Consider the following 19,631-nt stretch of genomic DNA (forward strand, 5'->3'; position numbering starts at 1 on the left):
GAATAAGGAATATTATGAAAAAACTGATTTCTGCCGCCGGTGCTGCGATTGTTTGCTCATTGGGTTTGGTTGCTTGTGGCGATAGTTCTTCGAGCCCGAGCTCAAAAAAAGGCCAAGATTACTGCAAGGTCGTGTCTTCGGACCCTCTGGTGCTTGAAACTCTTGAAGACGGTATTTATTCCAAGACGTCGTTTGAATATTCAGATGAAAGACTTGTCGAAAAGGTTGAATTCGACGACCAGTCGATCGCCAAGTTCGCTTGCTCTTCGTATATGGAAGACGATGATTATGGTGTAGTAGATTGCAATGGTAAGTCCGTTGTCGCATACAGTGGCGCACGCTTGACGAAGAACGAGTACAAAAAACTTCTGAACACGTTCTTGTCGATGTGCAAAGAATATGACGAACCCGAAGATGAAAATTCGAATAGCGATCCCGGAGATTCGAATCAGTTTAGCGAATCGAAATCTTCCTCCAGTGCGCAGGGTTATCAGACGGGATTGTCGGATTATTGCGAGGTCGTTTCCGAAAATCCTCTTGAAATGTACATGCATTCTATGGGCTTGGCCAGTACGTCCCGTTATTCATACAACAATGGAACGGTGACTGTTGAAACGGAATACGAAAATTCGGTGGTTGTCGATTCCATGTGTGCCCTTGAAAAGAATAATTTCTCGTACTCGAATGTGCGCTGCAAAGGCAATAAAATCACGGCTGACTATAATGAGGTTATGTCGGAAGTTGAATACAAACAATTTGTCAAGATGTATAAACAAACTTGTGCCAATTATAAGGATTGGGGCAATGTCGAAACCTATTTCGAAAGTTCCAGTTCTGTAGTTGTAGAAAGTTCTTCTAGCATAGGATATGGAATAATAGAGGAAAGCTCCTCTAGCATCGGGTATGAAGAATCGTCGTCGAGTGGTGAATTCACAATTCTCGATGATTCTAATGGCCTTGTAGCCGGTATCACGTATAAAAAGGAAAAAGTCGTCGCCATGAATGCAGAAGATTTGGTCTGCGATGATGGCGGAGAGACCGCTTCCTTGGAAGGTTACACGGTTGCCTATGAATTCAATGTGCCGACAGATTTAGGACGCGATTATCTTGGAACGAACCACGCCTATATAGCCGATGATGTTCCTGCGGTTGCAGCGGAATGCGGTAGCCTGGTTCTTGACGGCACGAACGGCTTGCTTGTCCCGCTGAGTGAAGAATTCAGGAGCAAGGGCTTTGTCGCAGAAGTCCGCTTTATGCCTACTGCACCCGGCGATATCGCCAATATCTTTGTGGCTGAGCCTCCTGGAAGTGAAAAGGATGGCTGGCAGATTCGCCTTGATGGGTCTTATGTTTCTTTCCATTATCGCGATGCGTCGTTGTCTTATGACTGGTCTGTTCAGAAAATTGATGAAGTGTCCATGGACGAATGGCATGTTATCCGCATGAAGATTTTCCCGACTAAATCGGAACTTTCCGGAACGATTTTCTATTCGATGAATATTTCTCTCGATGGCAGCTTGCGTCTGGCGTCGGAATTCAAGGGAGACATTTCCGATATCCAATACAGGTTGGGAATCGGCTACGATTCCTTTAAACAGTCTTCCCATAACAGACGTTTCTTTACCGGTAAGATTGACTATATCCGCTATGGAAAAATAACGGAAGACAATCTGTAATCAATGACCCCGATAGGCACATTCTACGGCGATGCTGTTTACAAGTACGACGCTCCCAGACAGGGGCGTCTGTTTGCTGGACATCCGGGCCGCATCGAGCTGAATGCAGGGCAGAATTTCGAGATGGCGCTCCGTGACCTGGACGGTTTTGAACGCATTTGGGTCATATTCCAGTTTCACGAGAACGAGGGATGGCGTCCGACAACGCGCCCGCCGGTACCGCCCAAGGGCAAGGACCGCGTGGGTACTTTTGCGAGCCGCAGCCCTTACCGCCCCAATCCGATTGGACTTTCTTGCGTACGCCTGCTCAAAATCGAAGGTCTTACGTTGTATGTGGACGAAGCGGATTTGCTGAACGAAACGCCTGTGCTCGATATTAAACCCTACATTCCGATGGCAGATGCTTTCCCCGATGCCAAGGCCGGCTGGGTCGAAGAACAGGTGGGCGATGTATGGGCTATCGAAATGTCCGAAGAGTTTGCCGCGCAAAACCGCTGGATTGCCGAGCATAGTGTCTTTGACTTGTTCAGTTTTGCACAGGTGCAGCTTTCTCGCGGGAATTTTGCAAAAGATGTCTTTGACAGCTCTCGCCGCCGCTTGACCATTGACGTGACTTCCCATACGGGCGTGCTGGCGTACCGCACCTTCCGTATTCATTTCAACTACGACGAGCCTGAACGCCAGGTGCTATTGCAGCGCATAACGAGCGGTTATTCTGCCGAAGATCTAAAACAGGGAACCGAAGACAAATACGGCGACAAGGACTTGCACAGAGAATTCTTATATTTGTGCGCGAACGGCTTAAAAAAGAATTAAGCCTTTAATTAAGACAGGAGAAAAAATGAAAAAAATAGCCCTTTTGCTTATTTTCCTCGCAATACCTTCTTTCGCCATTTATATTGATGCGGGATTAGGTTATGGCGGTGCAAGTACGGAAGTTGATGACAAGTCCGTAGATGACATTATTTGTAATGACTGCGATGAACTTGCTGTGAGCTTTGGTGTCCGCGTCGGTGGACAAGTCTCGGAACGGTTTTGGATTGCCGGCCAACTCGCCGGTTTGGGCCACCGTTACTATAAGTCCGGCGATTATATCCAGTTTAACTCTTATCTTTTGGGCCCGAGTTTTATTTTCTACCCTGTAGATCATTTCCATTTGTCGGGCTCGGTTGGCTTTTCATGGACTGCGAATCAGACCGATATCCGTGGCCTAGATATGTATGATGGAGTAGGTGCTGCAATCGAATTTACGGCTGCCTACGATACGGGAGTCCGTGGTCATGGCGCCTTGCTCGGCATGAAGTTGTTCTCGTCTTCGAATGAATTGGAAACAAGCGAGAAGGACTTGTCCATGGTGGGCGTGACGCTCTTTATTGCTTACGTTCACAAGTAAGCCGCCATTTGAAATATCCGGCGATTTGTAGCGGGTGGTTGAATGAACCATCCGCCATTTTTTTCTGCAAATCTTCGTCGCTTAACAAAAGACTTTCGATGTCTTCGGTGCTGTCAAAGTGGGTGCTTCCGCCCTTTACGACGCCGTCGATGAATACCACGTGGAACTTGCCGCGGTGCCTGTCCGGGTTTACGGGAAAAGAGCCGAGGTAACTGATTGTGTCATTCTGAGCCCGTTCGACAGGCTCAGGGTAAACTCCGCCGTTAGGCGAAGTCGAAGAATCTAGACCCGTTCGACTTCGCATCTTCGATGCTTCGCTCAGGGAGACACATTGTTTCTCAATGCCATATCCGCATTCTTCTTGCAATTCCCGCAGGGCGGCCTGTTCCGGCGTTTCGCCTTTGTCGATGATTCCGGCGGGGAATTCCAGCGCGATTTTCCCGGTGCCGTGGCGGTACTGTTCCGTCATGACCCATTTGCCTTCGGCGGTGCGGGCCAAGATAAGGACCCAGTCCGGCTGCCATAGGGTATAGAAATCGTCTATCACCTTGCCGTTGGGCAGTTCGCAGGTTTCTTTAGCAACTTTCAGCCAGGGGGCGTCGACCAGATATTCCGAATTCAAGAGTTTCCAGGGTTTCATGCGAGTCAATTTAGCAATTATAAGCTCAGGGGTGGATTTCGAGCCGATTTAGGGGGTAATGTTGTTAAAAATCAGACGCCGTAATTGAAAAATAAGATTTTTTTCTATTTTTCTATGATAGGTGTAAGAATATGAGTGATTTTGTTTTTTATGCGGAAGTCAGTGTCGGCTGTGCGTGTGTCTTGACACTTCTTTTGTATAGCATCAAAAGTCTCCCGACGCCGCAGTTCAAATTCAAGCTTTTCCATAATTTGGTGCTGTGGCATATTCTCTATTTCCTGAGCGATGCGATTTGGGCGCTTGTAAACGACGGTGTTATCCCGAAGAACACTTTTAGTGTTTTGGCGGTGAACTACTCGAACGCGATTATTATTTCGTTGCTTTTTTATAGCTGCTTTACTTTTGCCGAAATGAGCACGCGTCCAGAGTTGACGCGTTTGCAAATTCATCGTATTCAGGCGAAACTCCGGATTCCGATTTTTGCAGAAATGGTGCTGTTGCTTGTTTCGTTTGTAGTTACGCCTGGTTTTTGGCTAGACGACAAACTGGAACTGCGTGACTTGTACTATGTTGTGCTGATGTTCCTCCCGTTTATTTACATCATGACGGTGACGGTCCGGTGCTTTTTCCGCGGACTTAAACCGGAAAACCGCAAGAATTTCAAGACGTACTTGATTGTGGGTAGCTACACCCCGGGCTGCATAGTGGCGGCAGCCTTGCAGGTGTTCTTCTCGATGACGACGCCGATTTTCTGCTTCTGGTGTACCATGATCATTCTGTTCGTTTACCTGAACCTGCAAAATCTTCTGATTTCGACGGATACGCTGACCTCGCTCAACAACCGTAACCAGTTGGAACGCTATTTGCAGTCTCCGCGCGACTCCAAGAGCTATTACGTGGTGATGGTGGATGTGGACCACTTCAAGCAAATTAACGATACCTACGGCCATATCGAAGGCGATCGCGCACTTGTGCTTGTTTCTAAGGCGCTCAAGAGCGCATGTGCCTGCATGGGCAAATCGGTATTCCTGTGCCGTTATGGCGGCGATGAATTCTTGCTTGTTGTGCAGACGGAAATACCCGAATATGTCATCAGGATTATCCGCGAATGCTTGCGTGAAGAAATTGAAAATCGCGACGAACGCCGGTATTATACGCTCCAGGTGAGCATCGGTTATGCCAGTTGGGATGGTCGTGTTTCGAACTTCAGGAAGAGCGTCATCGATGCAGACCAGATGATGTACGAAGACAAGCGTTCGACGTAATGTCTTTCCGGGAACAAGAGCCCGGGCTTATCCTTCAAGTTTATTTTTCGAATAATGTCTTGCGGTCCACGTGAAGTAAAGCACGTCGGCAATTACGAGTGCTATGGCGCAGGCCAGGAATACCGGCTGGTGCATGCCGAAGTGTTCGGCCATGGAACCGCCCGCTAAAATTCCGGTGCCAATGCCGATGTCCCAACCGCTCAGGTATGTGCTGTTGGCGGTGCCGCGTTGGTCGTGGCGGGCGAGGTTTACGCACATGGTCTGGTATCCCGGAAAAATCAGGCCGAGGCTTGTGCCAATCAAGAACGCCGAAATAAAGAAGGCTGCCGGCGTATGGCTGAAGGCGAGGATAAAGTAGGCGACTACGTTCAATGTCATGCCGGTGCCCACCAGGTGAATCAGGTAGCCACGGTCAATCAGGCGCCCTGTCATAACTCGGTTCAGAATCAGGCCCGCTGCAATCAATGCATAGAACCAGCCGGTGCCGCCAATGCCAAGTTCCTTGGCGTAAAGGGCGATGTAGTTTGTGACCGGACCGTAGGCGAACCCGACGAAAATGAAATTGGTGAACTGGGGAATGGCGCGGGTCAAGAAGAATCGGTCGAGCGAAAGCGGAGCGTGCGGCTTTTTGTCCTTGCGCGGCACGTTCAACGTCTGCACGAGAACTAAGCCGATCGCGCACAGAATAATCGAAACCGCAAACACTATCGTATCGCCGAAAGCCTCGTACAGGAACATGCCGGTCATGGGGCCGGTCGCAAACGCCAAATTCACGCTGATTCCGAAATAGCCGATGCCTTCGCCGCGACGGCTTGCGGGCAGGGCATCGATGGCGACCGTATTGCTCGCCGTGCTCGAGATTCCAAAGAACAAACCATGCGCAAACCGCACGGCGGCAAGAACCGGCAAAATGCCGACAGTCTTGTAGCCCAAGAAACACGCGGTAAACCCGAAGAATGTCCAGAAGTACAAGGGCTTGCGGCTGAGCGTATCTACCAAGAATCCGGCAAAGGGTCTGCAGGCAAGAGCCCCGATTGTATAAAGCGAAATAATGAATCCGGCAGTCGCGTTGTCGGTTGCAAATTTCTCGATAATGTAGAGCGGGAGAATCGGAAGCAGCTGGTAAAAGCTAAAGAACAGCAGAAAGTTCGCGGCGGCAACCGTCACGAAATTCCGCGTCCAGAGCGGCGGCTTTTCTGTTGTCAAAACATCAGCTGGCATAATCCCTCTTCAATATAATGCGGAATGTGAAGTGTGTAATGTGGAATGATTTCATTTCTCATTTCACATCTCACACTTCACATCTCATTTCCTCTCCAGCATCACGATGGTTTCGAGGTGCGGGGTGCCGGGGAACAGATCGAGCGGCTGCACTTCGCGCACGCGGTAGCCGTAGCGTTCCCATTCCTTGAGCGATGCCGGGATTTCGTCGGTGCCGCAGAACACATGCGCGACGCGGATGGGTTTGCGCATGGCAAGTGCGTGAATCACGCCGGGTTCGCAGCCCTTGCGGGGCGGGTCCAGCAGAATTTTTTCGGGTTCGTTCACGACCGGCCGCGGAAGGCGAGTCTGCACGAACATTTCGTCGATCTTGCCTGCGATAAAGCGGTAAGACTTTTTAAGGTGCTTGGCAGAAGCCTTGGCGCAATCGATGGACGGACCTTCCCATTCCACGCCCAAGACGTCCTTGGCGGCTTCGCCGAGCGCAAAGCTGAACAATCCGTATCCGCAGTACAAGTCCAAGAAATGATCCTCTTTGCTCAGGCTGAGCATGCGGCTTGCCGCCTTGATCAAGTTGTGAATCTGGCTCTCGTTAATCTGGCTGAATCCGGTAACGGGGTAGCGCAGGCTGAACTTGCCAAGCGACAGGCTCATTTCGCGCGGACCATAGAGCTGCTTGAAATTCAGACCGTCTGTTGGGCGCTTCGATTCCAGATAGTAATCCGATTCAGTCGTGTCCACGTAGGCGTGTGCGGCAGTTACCTTGAACGGAGTTTCTTTCAGTGCGTCCGAAATCAGTTTGAGCTTGCGCACGACGCTTGCGTCAATCTTCTTGATGTTGAAAATCACCACGCGGTACTGGTAAGTGCCACGAATAATGATCCAGTTCAAAGCGTAAGCGAGCGGCTTGTAAGCCGGCTGAATCAGCTTTTCAAACAAGAATTCGTAAATTCTGTTGTGTTCTTCGGGTTCGAGCATCGATTCTTGACGGTCGAACTGCAAGTTGCCTGGCTGCATGTACACGCGGCGCTTGCTCGTGGTACGGTAGCTGCGGGGCATGGGGCTTGCAATCACCTTTTGCGGAGTGCCCGCAAGGCGATTGATATCCCAGAATTCCTGGATAGCCGCATCTTTAATGCGGAGTTCATCTTTGTAGTCGAGCATGGCGAGCGATTCGCCGTGGGCGGAATCTGCTTCGCGGGTGTAGCCCGGAACCTGATGTGCAATGGCTTGTTCGAAAAACATAGCCATAAATTTAGAAAGTTTTAAAGTCGGTAAGGAATCGTGTATCGAGTTACTTGTACATGTAGACCTTGCCGTTCGGGAACTTGAATTCCTTCATGCCAGATGTATTCACCTGGCTTACGGACTTGACGTCGCCACCATAGAAGATGGTACTGCCTTTGTATTCCGGCTTGAAGGCCGCCTTGTCGGAGCCGTACCAGTTGTCGCTGGTGAAGCTTACAGATGCGCAGTTCGGGGTGTCTGTCGAGTAGTCGCCGAAGGCGAGCAGCACACCGCCGGTAATTTCGAATCCGGTATCGGTGTCAATGAGACCGCCAGCCATGTTGGAGGGGCAACCATTGCCGCCTTGTTGGCCGCCCATGCCCGGGAATCCTCCCATGCCGCCTCCCCAGCCCATGCCACCTTGGTTCTCGTAGCTCTGGCCGGTGATTTCAAGAATCAACACGCCGCCGCTCATCTTTGCTGAGCCGTTGGCATCGAGCACGTCGATCATGTTGCCCTTCGAGGCGATGTAATGGTAACCGCCGCTAATTACCGCATGTCCGCTGGATTCGCTGAACATGGAATATCCGCCTGAATTTTCCTTGGCGCCACCGGCTGCATTCCAGCCGTCGTTGGTGGCAAATGTCGCGGTAACGCCGCCCTCGGCAATAATCTTGTAGGCTTCAAGGCCTTCGTAAGCGGTCTTCACGTTAACCGTAGAACCCTTCAGGTACAGAATGGAGTCCGCGTGAATGCCGTCGTCCTTGGTCGAAATAGTCACGTTGCCCGCATTCATGAACACTTGGTAGTGAGTATGGATAGCGTCATCGTCCGAAGTCACGTCGATGGTGCCGCCGTCCACATAGACATACTTTTCGGCCGAAAATCCCTTGCCGGTAGAAGTAATCTTGACGGTCGAGGTTTCGGTGGAATCGCTGACGCGGATAAAGTTTTCTGCCTGGATGCCGTCATCGCCGGCCTTGATGGTGATATTGCCACCCGAGATTTCGACAATGCCCTTGCCTTCAACGATTTTCTTGCATTCGCCGTTGACCTCTTCGCATTCGTCGCTTTCGAGGCCGTCGCCTTTTTTGGCGGTAACGTTCAGGACGCCGCCCGAAATCTGGAGGCTGCCCTTGCCCTTGATGGCGTTTTCTTCGGCTTCGACTGTAATGTTGCCGTTCTTGATTTTAAGGTCGTTGCTGCACTGGATGCCGTTTCTGAACTTGCCCTTGACGGTCAAGGTGCCGGCGCCCTTGATGTTCAAGTCGTCTCTGGAGTAGATGGCGGCCTTGGCGGTATCTTGTGCGCCGTTGACCTTGGTGAACAAATGGTTGCCGTTGCCGTCTTCGACAACGTTAGTGGTGCCCTTGACCAGGTGAATTACCGTCTTGTCAGCGTTCTTCACGAGAATCGGGGCGTTTGAACTTTTCAAAGTCGCGTTGTAGAGGTAAATGCCGGTGTTGCCTTCTTTTTCGGCGGCCGGAGTGTTTACGACCACCTGGAAGTCGGAAGATTCGCCGGTTACGTAGTAGGCGCCCGGGCAAGTAATGGTTGCGACTTTGTCTGCAATTTCGACGCAACCGTTGTTGTTCTCGACCGTGGCCGATGTGCCCGCAAGTTTCAAGAGAATTTGCGTGCCGTTCAAGGTGCGAGCGTCTTCATTGTCGTTCTCGTCATCGCCAGATTCGTTGCCCGGATTCGGGTTGATCGGAACAACACTGCTGGAACTAGAAATGTCTCCGCCTGGGATTTGACTGCCTGGATTTTGCTCACCGGGAATGTTACTGCTGGAACTGGAAAATCCTGTGCCTGGATTTTCTGTTCCCGGAATTTGAGGGTTGGAATTTTCGTTACCCGGAATCTCTGAACCGGAAATTTCATTATCCGGCGCTTCATAACCCGGAACGTCTGTTCCAGGAATCTGGTTTCCTGGAATGCCTGTGCCAGGATTTTCACTACCGGGAACTTCTGTTCCGAAAAATTCGTTCCCATAGGGGTTTTCGGCAGAGATAGGTGCGTCTCCGTTGGGAACCGCATTTGTGGTATTGTCTTCGAAACAGGCCGTAATGCACAGGGCGACAGAGGCCGCTATGACAGGCAACTTCATCATTTTCATATATAACTCCCTTTTTCTTGTAATATAGCCCCTGTCACCAAAACGGGCAATGTTCTAATAATAGATTCCGTTGCAATCAAAAACAACGTTGGTAAAAAACTTTTTGTGTAAAAGGCGTGCAAATGAGTTTGTCACTCTGCGCTTGATGAAATAAATTAAATTTGAAAAATAATTCTTTGGAGACGATATGCGACGTAAAGACCGTGAAGTTTTGGGCGACGAAAATATCGCGAAGATTATTGAACAGTGCACGACTTGCCATGTCGCGATGGCGGACGATGCCAATGCGGGCATGCCTTACGTGATTCCGATGTCGTTCGGGTATAGCTTGATGGATGGTGTACTGGAATTGTATTTCCACTGTGCGCATGTCGGCAAGAAACTTGACTGCATCCGCAAGAATCCGAACGTGGCGTTTAGCATGTGCGTCGAGAACCGCATCGAAATTCATGAAGATGTTTATTGCAAGAGTGGCCGCTTTTACGCAAGCGTCGTCGGGCAGGGCAAAGCCGAAATTGTCGAGGATAGCGCCGAGAAATGCCGCGGGCTCTCTCTCCTGATGGAACGGCAGGCTGCGGGTGCGCCGCAATCTTCAGGTTCCGCGCAACCTATGCACACGACCCCGCACAAGTTCGAATTCACGCCCGCGCAAGCCGCCGCCGTGACCGTCCTCAAGATAACGAGCACGAACTTTACCGGGAAAGCGAAATCAGAATAGAAGGGGATCTCTATATGGCAACAGAACTTGAATTCGGGTTACAGACTCGCGAAGAACTCGACGAAGCGGGCCTAATTATGGCCCGGGCGTACGAAGATTATGACTACGTCACGCTCTATTTCCCTGATAGGGAAAAAAGCCGAAATGGACTGCAGATTTTTATGCAATGCGTCCTAAAAACGTGCTATGGAAAGGCTGATTTGTTGGCGGCGCATCGGGACGGCAAGCTGGTTGCACGCGCAACACTGGAAGCCCCTGGCTTCAAGAAACCTTCCGCATTCCAATACATTATACACGGTTTCTGGCGTGTGTACCTTAATACGAAATGGAGCGATATCAACGGATTCATAGCTATGGACGAAAACGCCAGCAAGCCCTGCCACGATTTTCAGAAATCAGGACCGGACATCTGGTATCTCAGCATGCTCGAGGTGGACCCGTCTGCGCAGGGGCAGGGAGTCGGCTCGCAGTTTTTAATTTATATGGAAGAGTACGTGCGGGAGCGTGGTGGCAAGCAGTTGGCTCTTTTTACGAATTCCCGGGAAAACCTCGCTTTTTACAGCAAACGCGGCTACGAGGTCTTTCACGAATGTGAAATTGAGCACAACGGCCGGAAAATCGGCAGCTGGAGCATGAAAAAAATTCTAAATTAACGGCCACTATGAGTGAAGCTATTAACAATGTGAAGCAGGCGTTTGACGCAGAACTTGCGCAAACCGACCTTACGAACCAAGAAGCCGTCAATAACCTCCGCGTGAAGTACCTGGGCAAGAAGGGGGCCGTTACCGACCTCATGAAGCAGATGGGTAGCTTGAGCGCCGAGGAACGTCCGGCTTACGGCAAGCTCGTGAACGAACTTAAGGTCGCCGTCTCCGAGGCAATCGACAAGGCTATCGAGACCGCGAACCAGGCCGCCCTCCAGAAGAAGCTGGAAAGCGGCTTTGTAGATACCACGCTCCCGGGTGCAGGCATTCCGGCGGGCTCGACGCACCCGCTTTACGACGTGCGCGAAGAGATTATCGACTTCTTCAGCCAGATGGGTTTCGAAGTGGACTTCGGTCGCGACATCGAGACGGACTGGTACAACTTCGAGGCGCTCAATACGCCTCCTGACCACCCGAGCCGCGACATGCAGGACACGTTCTACGTGGACGACAAGGTGATGTTGCGTACGCACACCTCCGGCACGCAGATCCACTACATGGAAACGCACAAGCCGCCGTTCCGCATGATTGCTCCGGGCCACGTGTTCCGCGTCGATAACGATGCGACCCACGCCCCGATGTTCCAGCAGTGCGAAGGCCTGGTGGTGGATGAAAACATCAGCTTTGCAGACCTCAAAGGCGTGCTCCAGGTGTTCATGAACAAGCTGTTCGGCGAAGGCGTCAAGACGCGTTTCCGCCCGAGCTTCTTCCCGTTCACGGAGCCCAGCGCCGAAATGGACGTGAGTTGCGTGTTCTGCGGTGGCAAGGGTTGCCGTCGTTGCAAGGGAACCGGCTGGATGGAAATCGGCGGTTGCGGTTCTGTGGACCCGAACGTGTTCAAGAACTGCGGCATCGATTCCGAGAAGTACACGGGCTTTGCTTTCGGCTTCGGTCTCGACCGTATCGCCATGCTGCGCCACGCGATTCCGGAAATCGGCCTCCTGACCAGCAACGACCAGAGATTCCTGAGCCAGTTCTAAGCGGTGCGAGGTCGGGCTTTGCCCTTTGAGGTATGAGGTCTACCCATAGGGCATAACAACGACTAAGCCAATAAATTGGCAAGTCTTGTATAGCTCGCTTACAGCTCGCTTTGAGTATAAAAAACGGACCGCGAGGCCCGTTTTTCGTTATCTGTACTTTTCTTCGGGGTGGGCTTCGTAGTAGGCATTTAGTGGTCTACCAAACTCCGCCGAAAACGGTGAAGGATAGGTTGATGGACCAGCTACGGGCTGTGGAGGCTTCGCGGTAAGTTCCGTATTTCTTATTCAGTTGAACGGCATCCTGTTCTTCCAGGTTTGTCTGGTCGACAATGACACGGAATGCTAATTCGACGGGAACTGGTGATACCTTGGTCCCTCCTGTCAGGGTTGTCGTTTCGCTCATGGCGACCGTGGTGTAGCCGAATCCGAAAACGAGGGAGTAGCTGGCGGTTTCGCAATCCCATCCTCCTAGGTCTTCCCGATAAGAGTCGTTTTTCTTGTTTTCGTCATCATCTGTAGAAATGCTCCAGTCGATATCTTCGGACAATGATCTGGAACCATATACATTCAGGCGTAAACTGGGACCTGCTTCTAGGAAGAAGTTTCTCGTCGGGTAGACTCTTAACAGCAGGGGAAAATCGAATCCGATTAACAGGAAGTCTTCGTCAAGAGCTTCGCATTTGGTCTTTCCGAATTTCTGAACATCGATGCAGTAGTCGTCCGATTCTCGTGAGTAGTAGGAAAGTCGAAAATCTGCTTCGAGAAAGAGTCCTGCATACTTGATCGGTCTGTACATCCCCGCTAGACCTAAGTCAAAGGTGAAGCCTATTGTACCCTTGAATGGGTCTGCATAATTTTCGCTTTTGGAACCGGGGGTGTAGCGTCCCTTGACCTTTTCGCTGTTGTATATGCCTGCAAGTCCAAAGGAAATGTGGAACCCCGCGAAAAGGGAACTGCTTTCCATTTGATTCCACACAACATTTTTCAGCGAATCTTCCTTGGCGCGTTCGGCGGCAATGCTGTCTTTTATCGCGGCCTCTCGTTTGGCGATACTGTCTGGGATTGCCGCTGGAGGAGCTGCGTTGTACTGGACATAGGTCCCATACATAACAGGAGAATCATTTTGCTGTTGCGGTGCGGGGGACGCTTGCGGAGGCATCTGCTGCAGATTTGCGTCGGGTTGAGCAAATACTAGCGAGCATGCAAATAGAAGTATTGATCGGGTTCGCATAGAAAGCCTCCTTGTGAAACGGCAAGCTTACTTGATGCGTAGTCTTGCGTATTCGTACAGGCCGAGCGAAAGGGCTACCGAGGCGTTGTAGGAGTGCGCTTCGGGCATCATCGGAATGCGGAGCACGGCGTCGCACTGCTTGCGGATAAAGGGCGGAAGGCCCACGTCTTCGCCACCGACGGCAATGACCGCCTGGTCGCTGAATTCAAAGCCGGCGAGGTTCGTCTCGGTGTCGGCATCGAGGCCCAGAATCTGGTAGCCCGCGAGCTTGAGTTCGCCCACAGCCGCTTCCAGGTTGTTCGGGCGACAAATCTTCATCTTGTCGAGTGCGCCTGCGGCAGAGCGGGCGACAGCCGGCGTGATGCCGCACATGCCCTTGGCCGGGAGCATCAAGAGGTCTACGCCGAGGGCGAGAGCACTACGGATGCAGGCACCCAGGTTGCGCGGGTCTTCGATGTTGGTGCCTACGGCGATCAGCTTGCGTTCGCCTTTTTGCTTGGCGGCAAAGTATTCTTCGCGGATGTCTTCCCAAACCAGAAGTTCCTTTTCGTTTAGGAGGGCAACCACGCCGTGGTGCTGCTGCACATAGCTGCTGAGCACCTTGGAATCCACCTGCTGCACGTGCACATGGGCACGCTTCGCGAGTTTCTGCAGTTCGTAGAGCTTGGGGTTGCCCGACTGGTGCATAAAGAGCACGCGGTGGACTTGCATGGGGCTGCGTTCCAGAAGGTCGGTCACTTCGCGGATGCCGCCGATAGCGGTTTGCGGAGCGCCATCGGGGTCGCCGAAACTTGTGCGGCGGTCGCCATCGGTCTTGCGGCGGGTAAAGCCTTCGCGGTCCTTGAAGTTGTGGCGAATGATACCGAATTCTGTTTCCTTATCGGAATTCTTGTTGAATGCCATAATGCAATCCTTTATCTAAAATCCTTAGGGCTTTTCCCTACAAATAATAATCTGGTCCATCTTGATGTCGGTCAGCTTTTGCACAAGCGGCTCGACGCTAATCTGCTTGGGAGTCGCGATGCCTGCCTTGTGGGCGTTCGGGTGCTTTGCCAAAAAGCGGTCGTAGTAACCCTTGCCGTGTCCGCAGCGTTCGCCGGTCAAGTTGAACTTGGTGCCGGGAACCAGGAACACGGTGAAGTCGCCCTCGTAGGCCGGAATGTCGCCGCGGGGTTCCATGATGCCGAACTTGCCCTTGACCAAATCTTTCTTGAGGCTTTGCACGTGGCAGAACTCCATGGTCGTGGGGCCCGTGCAGCGGGGAAGCAGCAGACGGTCTTCGTCGGCGAGCTGCTTGATAATCGGCATAATGTTCGGTTCGCCCGTGAGCGGGTAGAACGCCGCCACCTTGCGCGATTCCCTGTAGCCCTTGATGGTGTGGATTTCTTCCCACGGGTTTCCGATGAGTTCTTCGCCGTCGCGCTTTTTGCGCAACATCTCGAAAAGCGGCCTGGAGCCGAAAATCAAAAGGAGTAAGGCAGAAACGAGAAGTACAGATTCCATAGTATGCCTGCGGGGGATTTGTCCAGTAGCGGGCGGTTAAGGTGAGTCGTAAAAAATTAGTCGGGGTCGCCTACGCGCTTTGCGTTGGGCAGGTTCTGTTGCAAAATTTCGGTCCACAGGACGCGCTGCCAGTTCATGAGGTGCGCCTCTTCGTAACGGGCCTCCCAGGGCATGTCACCCGGAGCGGCTAGCCAAATGAGCTGCGCCTTGTTGGCCAAGAGCGACGGGTCAAGCTCCAGTTCTTCGGCCTTCAGGTCGCGCCAGGTCTTGAGTACCGAAAGCAGGTCGGAGTTCGGCACCACCGGCGGGGGCGGGGCCTTGGGGAGTCTTTCGGGCCAGTCCGATTGCGGAACGGCTACGGCCGTCTGCAGCATGTTCACGAACGAATCCAGGCGCTCGTCGCGGAAATTGCGGGGGAGCTTCGGCAATTTTTCCAAGTCCACGGTCGGGAAATTGGCCTCGCTGCGGCGGGCGATGGCGAGCATGAGTTCCACCGGCATCACCTTGTAGGGCGGGCGGTCCAGTTCCTGGGCCTGGTTTTCGCGCCATTCCCAGAGGAACTTGAGCACGTTCAGGGCGCACGGCGAAAGCGGAGCAGATCCCGTGACACGCCAGGGGTCCTTTCTCTGCGGTGCCGGGTGCTTGGCATGTTCGATCAGGGCTTCGCACTGTTCGGTAAGCCAGCTCATGCGGCCAGCTTCTTGCAACTTTTCTACGAGAATCGCGCAGAGTTCGTGCAGGTAGAACGTGTCGTGGATGGCGTATTCGCACATTTCGAGCGGCAGCGGTCGCGTGGTCCAGTCGGCGCGCTGGTTTTCTTTCTTGAGTTCGTCACCGAAGTATTCGCGGACCAAGTCCGCAAGGCCCAAGTGATCTTCGCCCAGAATCTTTGCCGCGAGCATGGTGTCGAAAATCTGCTTGGGCGAGAATCCGTAAGTCTGCCACAGCAGTCGCAAGTCGTAGTCGGCGCCGTGGAAAATGAGCGTCTGCATGGCGCGGGCCTTGAACAAAGGGGCAAGGTCAAGCCCACACAGCGGGTCCACAATGTAGTGGTGTTCGCCGATGGTAATCTGGATCAGGCAAAGACGGGTGGTATAATGGTACATGGAATCCGCCTCGGTATCGACGGCGGCCATTTCGTACAGCTCCAAATCCGCGAGCAAATTCGCGAGCGATTCTTCGCTATCTACCAGGATGTATTTCTCGTCTTGCATCGGTAGGGTGAAATGTAATAAAATTTTTGGGTAAAGGGGGGCTTGCTTAATCTTGCGGAAAAAATTTACCGGTGCGCAGCCGCAATAGCGCGGATGATTCTTGTGGGGACTTCGTTTTGCTTTGCAAGTTTGGGCCACTCGGTGACGGCGCTTTTGACTTCATCGAGAATTTTTTTATAGCGCCCCTGTCGCAGTCCTGCAAATTTTGCGACCGCTTTGAAATCGTCTAGCGAGAAATTGTCTCGCTTGCCATTGAATGTCATCTGGTGAGTGCCGGTCCATAGACCTTGCGGATTGTAGGCGTAGGTCATGTCGAATGCGGGAGCGAGTTTCCACGCTCCACTTTTGTCCATCAAGAACCCGATGTTTTTGGCGTGGTCATCTTGGTTGCGGGCGCAGATGTTGAATGCCGCACGGCGGAACATTTCTTCGAGTGCGTCGTAGCCGAGGCCTAGCAGCTTGATGATATTCAGGGCTTGTTCGTAGCTGTAGGCGCCGGGCATGTTGAAGTCGTAATGGGCAAGGCCGCATAGCGACTGGTAATGCAGCTTTTTCCCGCCCGGCAGTCGGTCGAACCGTCGGGTCATAAAGTGCCTGTGTCCGGCGCATTCGTACAGCTTGCATTCGGTCATGTCTATACCGGCAAGCTTGGCCATTTGCGAGTAAGTGTATTCAATCGCGCCGTACCCAAACAGGTCTGCATTTTCCTTGTCGCCGTTTTGTTCCACATCGTCGAGTTTTAAAAGCCAGTAGCCGAAGTTCGCGTCTGTGGCCACCTGGCCTGAACGCATTTCGCCAGTTGCTTCGTCATAGGCGATGAGGATTTTCGCGCGGGCGCCTCCAGCGGAGGTTCCTACCCGGAGAATGTCCTCGAAGGATTTTGTGTTTTTTTTGCTGAGCTTTTTTGTGGAGAACCGCTTTCGTTGATTCAATACTTCGGCGGCGAAAATTCGCAGGTTTTCTATATCCAGGGAGTCGTCTGTGTGAGAATCGGGGCCTTGCAAGGGGAAAAATTCCAGCGCCCCCATGCCGCGATTCCCTGTGTAGCACAGGCGCTCAAGGGCGGTAAAACTTTCGGGGAGCCGGCCTTGCCGAATAAGCCATGCGTCAATGACTCTGTTGCCGAATTTGTCGGGGATGCTGTCTGCGAAAAGTCCCGGAAGTCCATGGAATGTCTTTGACAGCAGTGGAAACGAATAAATTTGCTTGGATACGGGCATTACTATAGGAGAAGGTTCTATTCCTGCTCCGATAAAATTAGGGGCGTATTCGAAACGCGCTGTTTGCTCGCCTTCGAGCATAGAAAGCGCGCCGATGGTCGTTCCCCAGAGTTTTACTTCGACTGCAATCATAATGCGTTACTTGTCTTCGTCCCATACCCAGGGCTTGTTCTTGGCAGGGCTTTCGGCGGCTGAATATTGAGCGGAGTTGTCGGCGACGGAATTTTCGCTGGTGCTTTTCTTGTGAGGAGAGCTTGCGCGTTGGCGGTTTTTGATTTGCCCCATTTGCAAAAGTTGCATGGGCGAGGGAGAATCGTCCGGGAATATACTCAAGAAAGTCTCGAGCATATTGCAGGCCCGTAGTACCTTAACTAGGTTTAACACCTGGACTGAATCGCCGCGTTCAATGCGTTCTACGGTTCCCTTGCTGACTCCGGATATTTGGGCGAGCTGGGCTTGTGTCCAGTTGTTTCTTATGCGGAATGCCGCCATACGTTTCCCTAGTAGGGCTAGTGCGGACTCGTCGGTTTGTGCTTTGTATATCGCCATATTTTCTCCCGTTGTTTAAATTGAATATAATAAAAATTGAATCTAAAAACAATAGTATTTCATTAGATTTGGTGAATTATTACAGAAATTACGTAGTTATTCTTTAGATTTAGTGAATTAATTTTTATAAAAAAGAGTGGGAAAAGCGTGCTAAACGAGTGTCGCGACAAAATGCTCGCATTTTGTCATGACCGAGTGACGCCGCGGTAAGCAGCGAAGCGTAGGCGTCAAAAGGGATTGATTCGTCGCTAGTCTCCGGTCTGCGACCGGCTAGCTCCTCACCCTGACGGGCTTATCGCTTCGCTCAAAGTCCTAAACAACTCGCATGCACTTCGTGCGCCTCGTTGTTTAGTGTTAGCCCGCAATATTCCTTGCTTGCGCAAGGTTGCGGTCTAACCCTACGGGCTCGATGCAAGCTGCGCTTGCCTCAAGCTCATAATTTGCCTCTCCGCACTTCGTGCATGAGCCAAATTATGTGATTCGTCGTATGGGAAAAGGGACTGCGGCTGCGCCAGTCTCCGCTACGCGGCTGGCTTGCCGCCCTACGGGCTCAACACTCACTTCGTTCGCGTTAAGCTCCAAATTCTTTTCACGGGCTTCGCCCAAAAAAGAATTTGGTCGCACCCTCTTCGAGGGTGCCGGGTCCCTTCCCGTGTTATAAAACGAAAAAAGACACCATATAGGTGTCTTTTTCGTTTTAGAGCGGGAAAAGGGACTCGGACCCTCGACCCCGACCTTGGCAAGGTCGTGCTCTACCAACTGAGCTATTCCCGCGGGGTTGCCCAATTATAGAATAATTGGGCGGAGGTGTCAAGGGGATGGTGACGCAAAAAATGAATTTTTTTGCGGAACGCGGCTTTTGGGGCCGTTATCCCTTGCGGTAACCGTTCGGGTTGTTCTTTTGCCAGTTCCAGGCGTCGCGGCACATTTCTTCGATGCCGAACTGGGCCTTCCAGCCGAGTTCCTTGTAGGCTTTTTCGGGGTTGCAGTAGCAGGTGGCAATGTCGCCTGCGCGGCGGGGCTTGATGCTGTAGGGCACCTTGATGCCGTTCACCTTTTCAAAGGCGTGCACCACGTCGAGCACGGAGTAGCCGTGGCCTGTACCCAGGTTGTAAATGGCGAGTCCGCACTTGTTTTCGATGGCCTTGAGCGCGCTCACGTGGCCTGCGGCGAGGTCGCATACGTGAATGTAGTCGCGGACGCCGGTTCCGTCGGGGGTGTCGTAGTCGTTGCCGAACACGCCGAGTTCCTTGCGGATGCCCACGGCGGTCTGCGTAATGTAAGGCATTAAGTTGTTCGGAATGCCGTTGGGGTCTTCGCCGATGCGGCCACTCGGGTGTGCGCCGATCGGGTTGAAGTAGCGGAGCAGTACCACGTTCCATTCGGGGTCGGCCTTCTGCACGTCGCGGAGCACTTCTTCGAGCATGGACTTCGTTTGTCCGTAGGGGTTGGTGATGGCGCCCTTCGGGCAGTTTTCGGTAATGGGAATTTCGGCGGGGTTACCGTACACGGTGGCCGACGACGAGAAGATGATGTTCTTGCAGCCGTTTTTGCGCATGGCGTTCAACAGCACGAAGGTTGCGTTCATGTTGTTTTCGTAGTATTCCAGCGGCTTGGCGACCGATTCGCCCACGGCCTTTAGCCCTGCAAAGTGGATGCAGGCGTCAAAGAGGTTTTCTTTGAAAATCTTGTCCATGGCGGCTGCATCGCGGGCGTCTGCCTTGATAAAGGGAATTTCTTGCCCGACGATTTCGCCGACTCTGCGGAGCGATTCGTCGCAGGAATTAACCAGGTTGTCGACGGCGACAACGGAATGGCCTGCCTTATAAAGTTCGATAATCGTGTGGCTGCCAATATAACCTGCGCCACCAATCACTGCAATCTTCATTAAAAACCTCAATTTTTGGCTAAAAATACAAAAATGGGGGGGAGAAAAGATGGAAATTTTTAAGAAAATGGGGCGAATTTCGG

18 protein-coding genes and 1 tRNA gene are annotated in these 19,631 nt (G+C 52.2%); 7 read left to right on the forward strand and 12 right to left on the reverse strand.

Annotated elements, in window-relative coordinates; translation table 11 throughout:
• Window positions 1–14 precede the first annotated feature (14 nt).
• From B7988_RS02125 to B7988_RS02135, 3 genes are read left to right on the forward strand one after another with little or no spacing between them, the layout of a single operon-like run.
• The gene (locus tag B7988_RS02125; RefSeq protein ID WP_088656662.1) at window positions 15–1,676 is read left to right on the forward strand and encodes a hypothetical protein; all 1,662 of its coding nucleotides are present in this window, start codon (window positions 15–17) and stop codon (window positions 1,674–1,676) included.
• Window positions 1,677–1,679: 3 nt separating this feature from the next.
• Complete coding sequence (tsaA, locus tag B7988_RS02130) at window positions 1,680–2,492, forward strand: tRNA (N6-threonylcarbamoyladenosine(37)-N6)-methyltransferase TrmO (RefSeq protein WP_088656663.1); 813 nt, start codon at window positions 1,680–1,682, stop codon at window positions 2,490–2,492.
• Between the two features lie 25 nt (window positions 2,493–2,517).
• The gene (locus B7988_RS02135) at window positions 2,518–3,069 is read left to right on the forward strand and encodes a hypothetical protein (protein WP_088656664.1); all 552 of its coding nucleotides are present in this window, start codon (window positions 2,518–2,520) and stop codon (window positions 3,067–3,069) included.
• On the opposite strand, the gene B7988_RS02140 is transcribed toward B7988_RS02135, so the two are convergent.
• On the reverse strand, window positions 3,047–3,709 hold the full coding sequence (locus B7988_RS02140) for an NUDIX hydrolase (protein ID WP_088656665.1): 663 nt from the start codon (window positions 3,707–3,709) through the stop codon (window positions 3,047–3,049). The two genes, B7988_RS02135 and B7988_RS02140, sit on opposite strands and share 23 nt — an antisense overlap.
• 131 nt (window positions 3,710–3,840) lie before the next feature.
• Here B7988_RS02140 and B7988_RS15225 point away from each other — a divergent pair, with 131 nt between their 5' ends.
• Entirely contained in the window at window positions 3,841–4,974 is a 1,134-nt protein-coding gene (locus tag B7988_RS15225) for a GGDEF domain-containing protein (RefSeq protein WP_249268801.1), read from the forward strand.
• Between the two features lie 27 nt (window positions 4,975–5,001).
• On the opposite strand, the gene B7988_RS02155 is transcribed toward B7988_RS15225, so the two are convergent.
• From B7988_RS02155 to B7988_RS02165, 3 genes are all read right to left on the reverse strand, one after another.
• Complete coding sequence (locus tag B7988_RS02155; RefSeq protein ID WP_083564476.1) at window positions 5,002–6,195, reverse strand: MFS transporter; 1,194 nt, start codon at window positions 6,193–6,195, stop codon at window positions 5,002–5,004.
• A gap of 84 nt (window positions 6,196–6,279) precedes the next feature.
• Window positions 6,280–7,446, reverse strand: coding sequence for a class I SAM-dependent RNA methyltransferase (locus B7988_RS02160; protein ID WP_249268802.1), 1,167 nt, complete (start codon window positions 7,444–7,446; stop codon window positions 6,280–6,282).
• A gap of 43 nt (window positions 7,447–7,489) precedes the next feature.
• Window positions 7,490–9,541: a carbohydrate-binding domain-containing protein gene (locus B7988_RS02165; RefSeq protein ID WP_088656667.1), complete on the reverse strand. Its 2,052-nt coding sequence runs from the start codon at window positions 9,539–9,541 to the stop codon at window positions 7,490–7,492.
• A gap of 187 nt (window positions 9,542–9,728) precedes the next feature.
• Between B7988_RS02165 and B7988_RS02170 the strand changes: the two genes are divergently transcribed.
• From B7988_RS02170 to pheS, 3 genes are read left to right on the forward strand one after another with little or no spacing between them, the layout of a single operon-like run.
• Window positions 9,729–10,259: a pyridoxamine 5'-phosphate oxidase family protein gene (locus B7988_RS02170; protein WP_088656668.1), complete on the forward strand. Its 531-nt coding sequence runs from the start codon at window positions 9,729–9,731 to the stop codon at window positions 10,257–10,259.
• Between the two features lie 14 nt (window positions 10,260–10,273).
• On the forward strand, window positions 10,274–10,912 hold the full coding sequence (locus tag B7988_RS02175; protein ID WP_088656669.1) for a GNAT family N-acetyltransferase: 639 nt from the start codon (window positions 10,274–10,276) through the stop codon (window positions 10,910–10,912).
• Between the two features lie 8 nt (window positions 10,913–10,920).
• Window positions 10,921–11,943, forward strand: a complete 1,023-nt coding sequence (pheS, locus tag B7988_RS02180; protein WP_072801315.1) for a phenylalanine--tRNA ligase subunit alpha — start codon at window positions 10,921–10,923, stop codon at window positions 11,941–11,943.
• Between the two features lie 196 nt (window positions 11,944–12,139).
• Here the strand turns inward: pheS and B7988_RS02185 are convergent, their stop codons facing one another.
• The 8 genes from B7988_RS02185 to galE all read right to left on the reverse strand — a co-directional run bounded on the left by B7988_RS02185 (window position 12,140) and on the right by galE (window position 19,548).
• Window positions 12,140–13,174, reverse strand: coding sequence for a PorT family protein (locus B7988_RS02185; protein ID WP_141225530.1), 1,035 nt, complete (start codon window positions 13,172–13,174; stop codon window positions 12,140–12,142).
• Between the two features lie 27 nt (window positions 13,175–13,201).
• Window positions 13,202–14,077 (reverse strand): RNA methyltransferase, encoded by an 876-nt coding sequence (locus tag B7988_RS02190; protein ID WP_249268803.1) that lies wholly within the window; start codon window positions 14,075–14,077, stop codon window positions 13,202–13,204.
• Between the two features lie 24 nt (window positions 14,078–14,101).
• Complete coding sequence (locus B7988_RS02195) at window positions 14,102–14,677, reverse strand: 5-formyltetrahydrofolate cyclo-ligase (protein WP_088656671.1); 576 nt, start codon at window positions 14,675–14,677, stop codon at window positions 14,102–14,104.
• A 56-nt stretch (window positions 14,678–14,733) separates the two neighbouring features.
• Complete coding sequence (locus B7988_RS02200; RefSeq protein WP_073320832.1) at window positions 14,734–15,891, reverse strand: HRDC domain-containing protein; 1,158 nt, start codon at window positions 15,889–15,891, stop codon at window positions 14,734–14,736.
• A gap of 65 nt (window positions 15,892–15,956) precedes the next feature.
• Entirely contained in the window at window positions 15,957–17,243 is a 1,287-nt protein-coding gene (locus tag B7988_RS02205) for a type II toxin-antitoxin system HipA family toxin (RefSeq protein ID WP_088656672.1), read from the reverse strand.
• Between the two features lie 6 nt (window positions 17,244–17,249).
• On the reverse strand, window positions 17,250–17,660 hold the full coding sequence (locus B7988_RS02210) for a helix-turn-helix transcriptional regulator (protein WP_073055934.1): 411 nt from the start codon (window positions 17,658–17,660) through the stop codon (window positions 17,250–17,252).
• A 701-nt stretch (window positions 17,661–18,361) separates the two neighbouring features.
• Window positions 18,362–18,434 (reverse strand) — tRNA-Gly (locus B7988_RS02215).
• Between the two features lie 94 nt (window positions 18,435–18,528).
• Complete coding sequence (gene galE, locus B7988_RS02220) at window positions 18,529–19,548, reverse strand: UDP-glucose 4-epimerase GalE (RefSeq protein ID WP_088656673.1); 1,020 nt, start codon at window positions 19,546–19,548, stop codon at window positions 18,529–18,531.
• Window positions 19,549–19,631: the final 83 nt, after the last annotated feature.

Origin of the sequence: Fibrobacter sp. UWB1, assembly GCF_002210325.1 — a bacterium.
Lineage (GTDB): Bacteria > Fibrobacterota > Fibrobacteria > Fibrobacterales > Fibrobacteraceae > Fibrobacter.

Bases quoted from the DNA above. Each gene is read 5' to 3' on its own strand.
- B7988_RS02125 (WP_088656662.1), top strand. From the start codon at position 15: ATGAAAAAACTGATTTCTGCCGCCGGTGCTGCGATTGTTTGCTCATTG.
- tsaA (WP_088656663.1), top strand. From the start codon at position 1,680: ATGACCCCGATAGGCACATTCTACGGCGATGCTGTTTACAAGTACGAC.
- B7988_RS02135 (WP_088656664.1), top strand. From the start codon at position 2,518: ATGAAAAAAATAGCCCTTTTGCTTATTTTCCTCGCAATACCTTCTTTC.
- B7988_RS02140 (WP_088656665.1), bottom strand. From the start codon at position 3,709: ATGAAACCCTGGAAACTCTTGAATTCGGAATATCTGGTCGACGCCCCC.
- B7988_RS15225 (WP_249268801.1), top strand. From the start codon at position 3,841: ATGAGTGATTTTGTTTTTTATGCGGAAGTCAGTGTCGGCTGTGCGTGT.
- B7988_RS02155 (WP_083564476.1), bottom strand. From the start codon at position 6,195: ATGCCAGCTGATGTTTTGACAACAGAAAAGCCGCCGCTCTGGACGCGG.
- B7988_RS02160 (WP_249268802.1), bottom strand. From the start codon at position 7,446: ATGGCTATGTTTTTCGAACAAGCCATTGCACATCAGGTTCCGGGCTAC.
- B7988_RS02165 (WP_088656667.1), bottom strand. From the start codon at position 9,541: ATGAAAATGATGAAGTTGCCTGTCATAGCGGCCTCTGTCGCCCTGTGC.
- B7988_RS02170 (WP_088656668.1), top strand. From the start codon at position 9,729: ATGCGACGTAAAGACCGTGAAGTTTTGGGCGACGAAAATATCGCGAAG.
- B7988_RS02175 (WP_088656669.1), top strand. From the start codon at position 10,274: ATGGCAACAGAACTTGAATTCGGGTTACAGACTCGCGAAGAACTCGAC.
- pheS (WP_072801315.1), top strand. From the start codon at position 10,921: ATGAGTGAAGCTATTAACAATGTGAAGCAGGCGTTTGACGCAGAACTT.
- B7988_RS02185 (WP_141225530.1), bottom strand. From the start codon at position 13,174: ATGCGAACCCGATCAATACTTCTATTTGCATGCTCGCTAGTATTTGCT.
- B7988_RS02190 (WP_249268803.1), bottom strand. From the start codon at position 14,077: ATGGCATTCAACAAGAATTCCGATAAGGAAACAGAATTCGGTATCATT.
- B7988_RS02195 (WP_088656671.1), bottom strand. From the start codon at position 14,677: ATGGAATCTGTACTTCTCGTTTCTGCCTTACTCCTTTTGATTTTCGGC.
- B7988_RS02200 (WP_073320832.1), bottom strand. From the start codon at position 15,891: ATGCAAGACGAGAAATACATCCTGGTAGATAGCGAAGAATCGCTCGCG.
- B7988_RS02205 (WP_088656672.1), bottom strand. From the start codon at position 17,243: ATGATTGCAGTCGAAGTAAAACTCTGGGGAACGACCATCGGCGCGCTT.
- B7988_RS02210 (WP_073055934.1), bottom strand. From the start codon at position 17,660: ATGGCGATATACAAAGCACAAACCGACGAGTCCGCACTAGCCCTACTA.
- galE (WP_088656673.1), bottom strand. From the start codon at position 19,548: ATGAAGATTGCAGTGATTGGTGGCGCAGGTTATATTGGCAGCCACACG.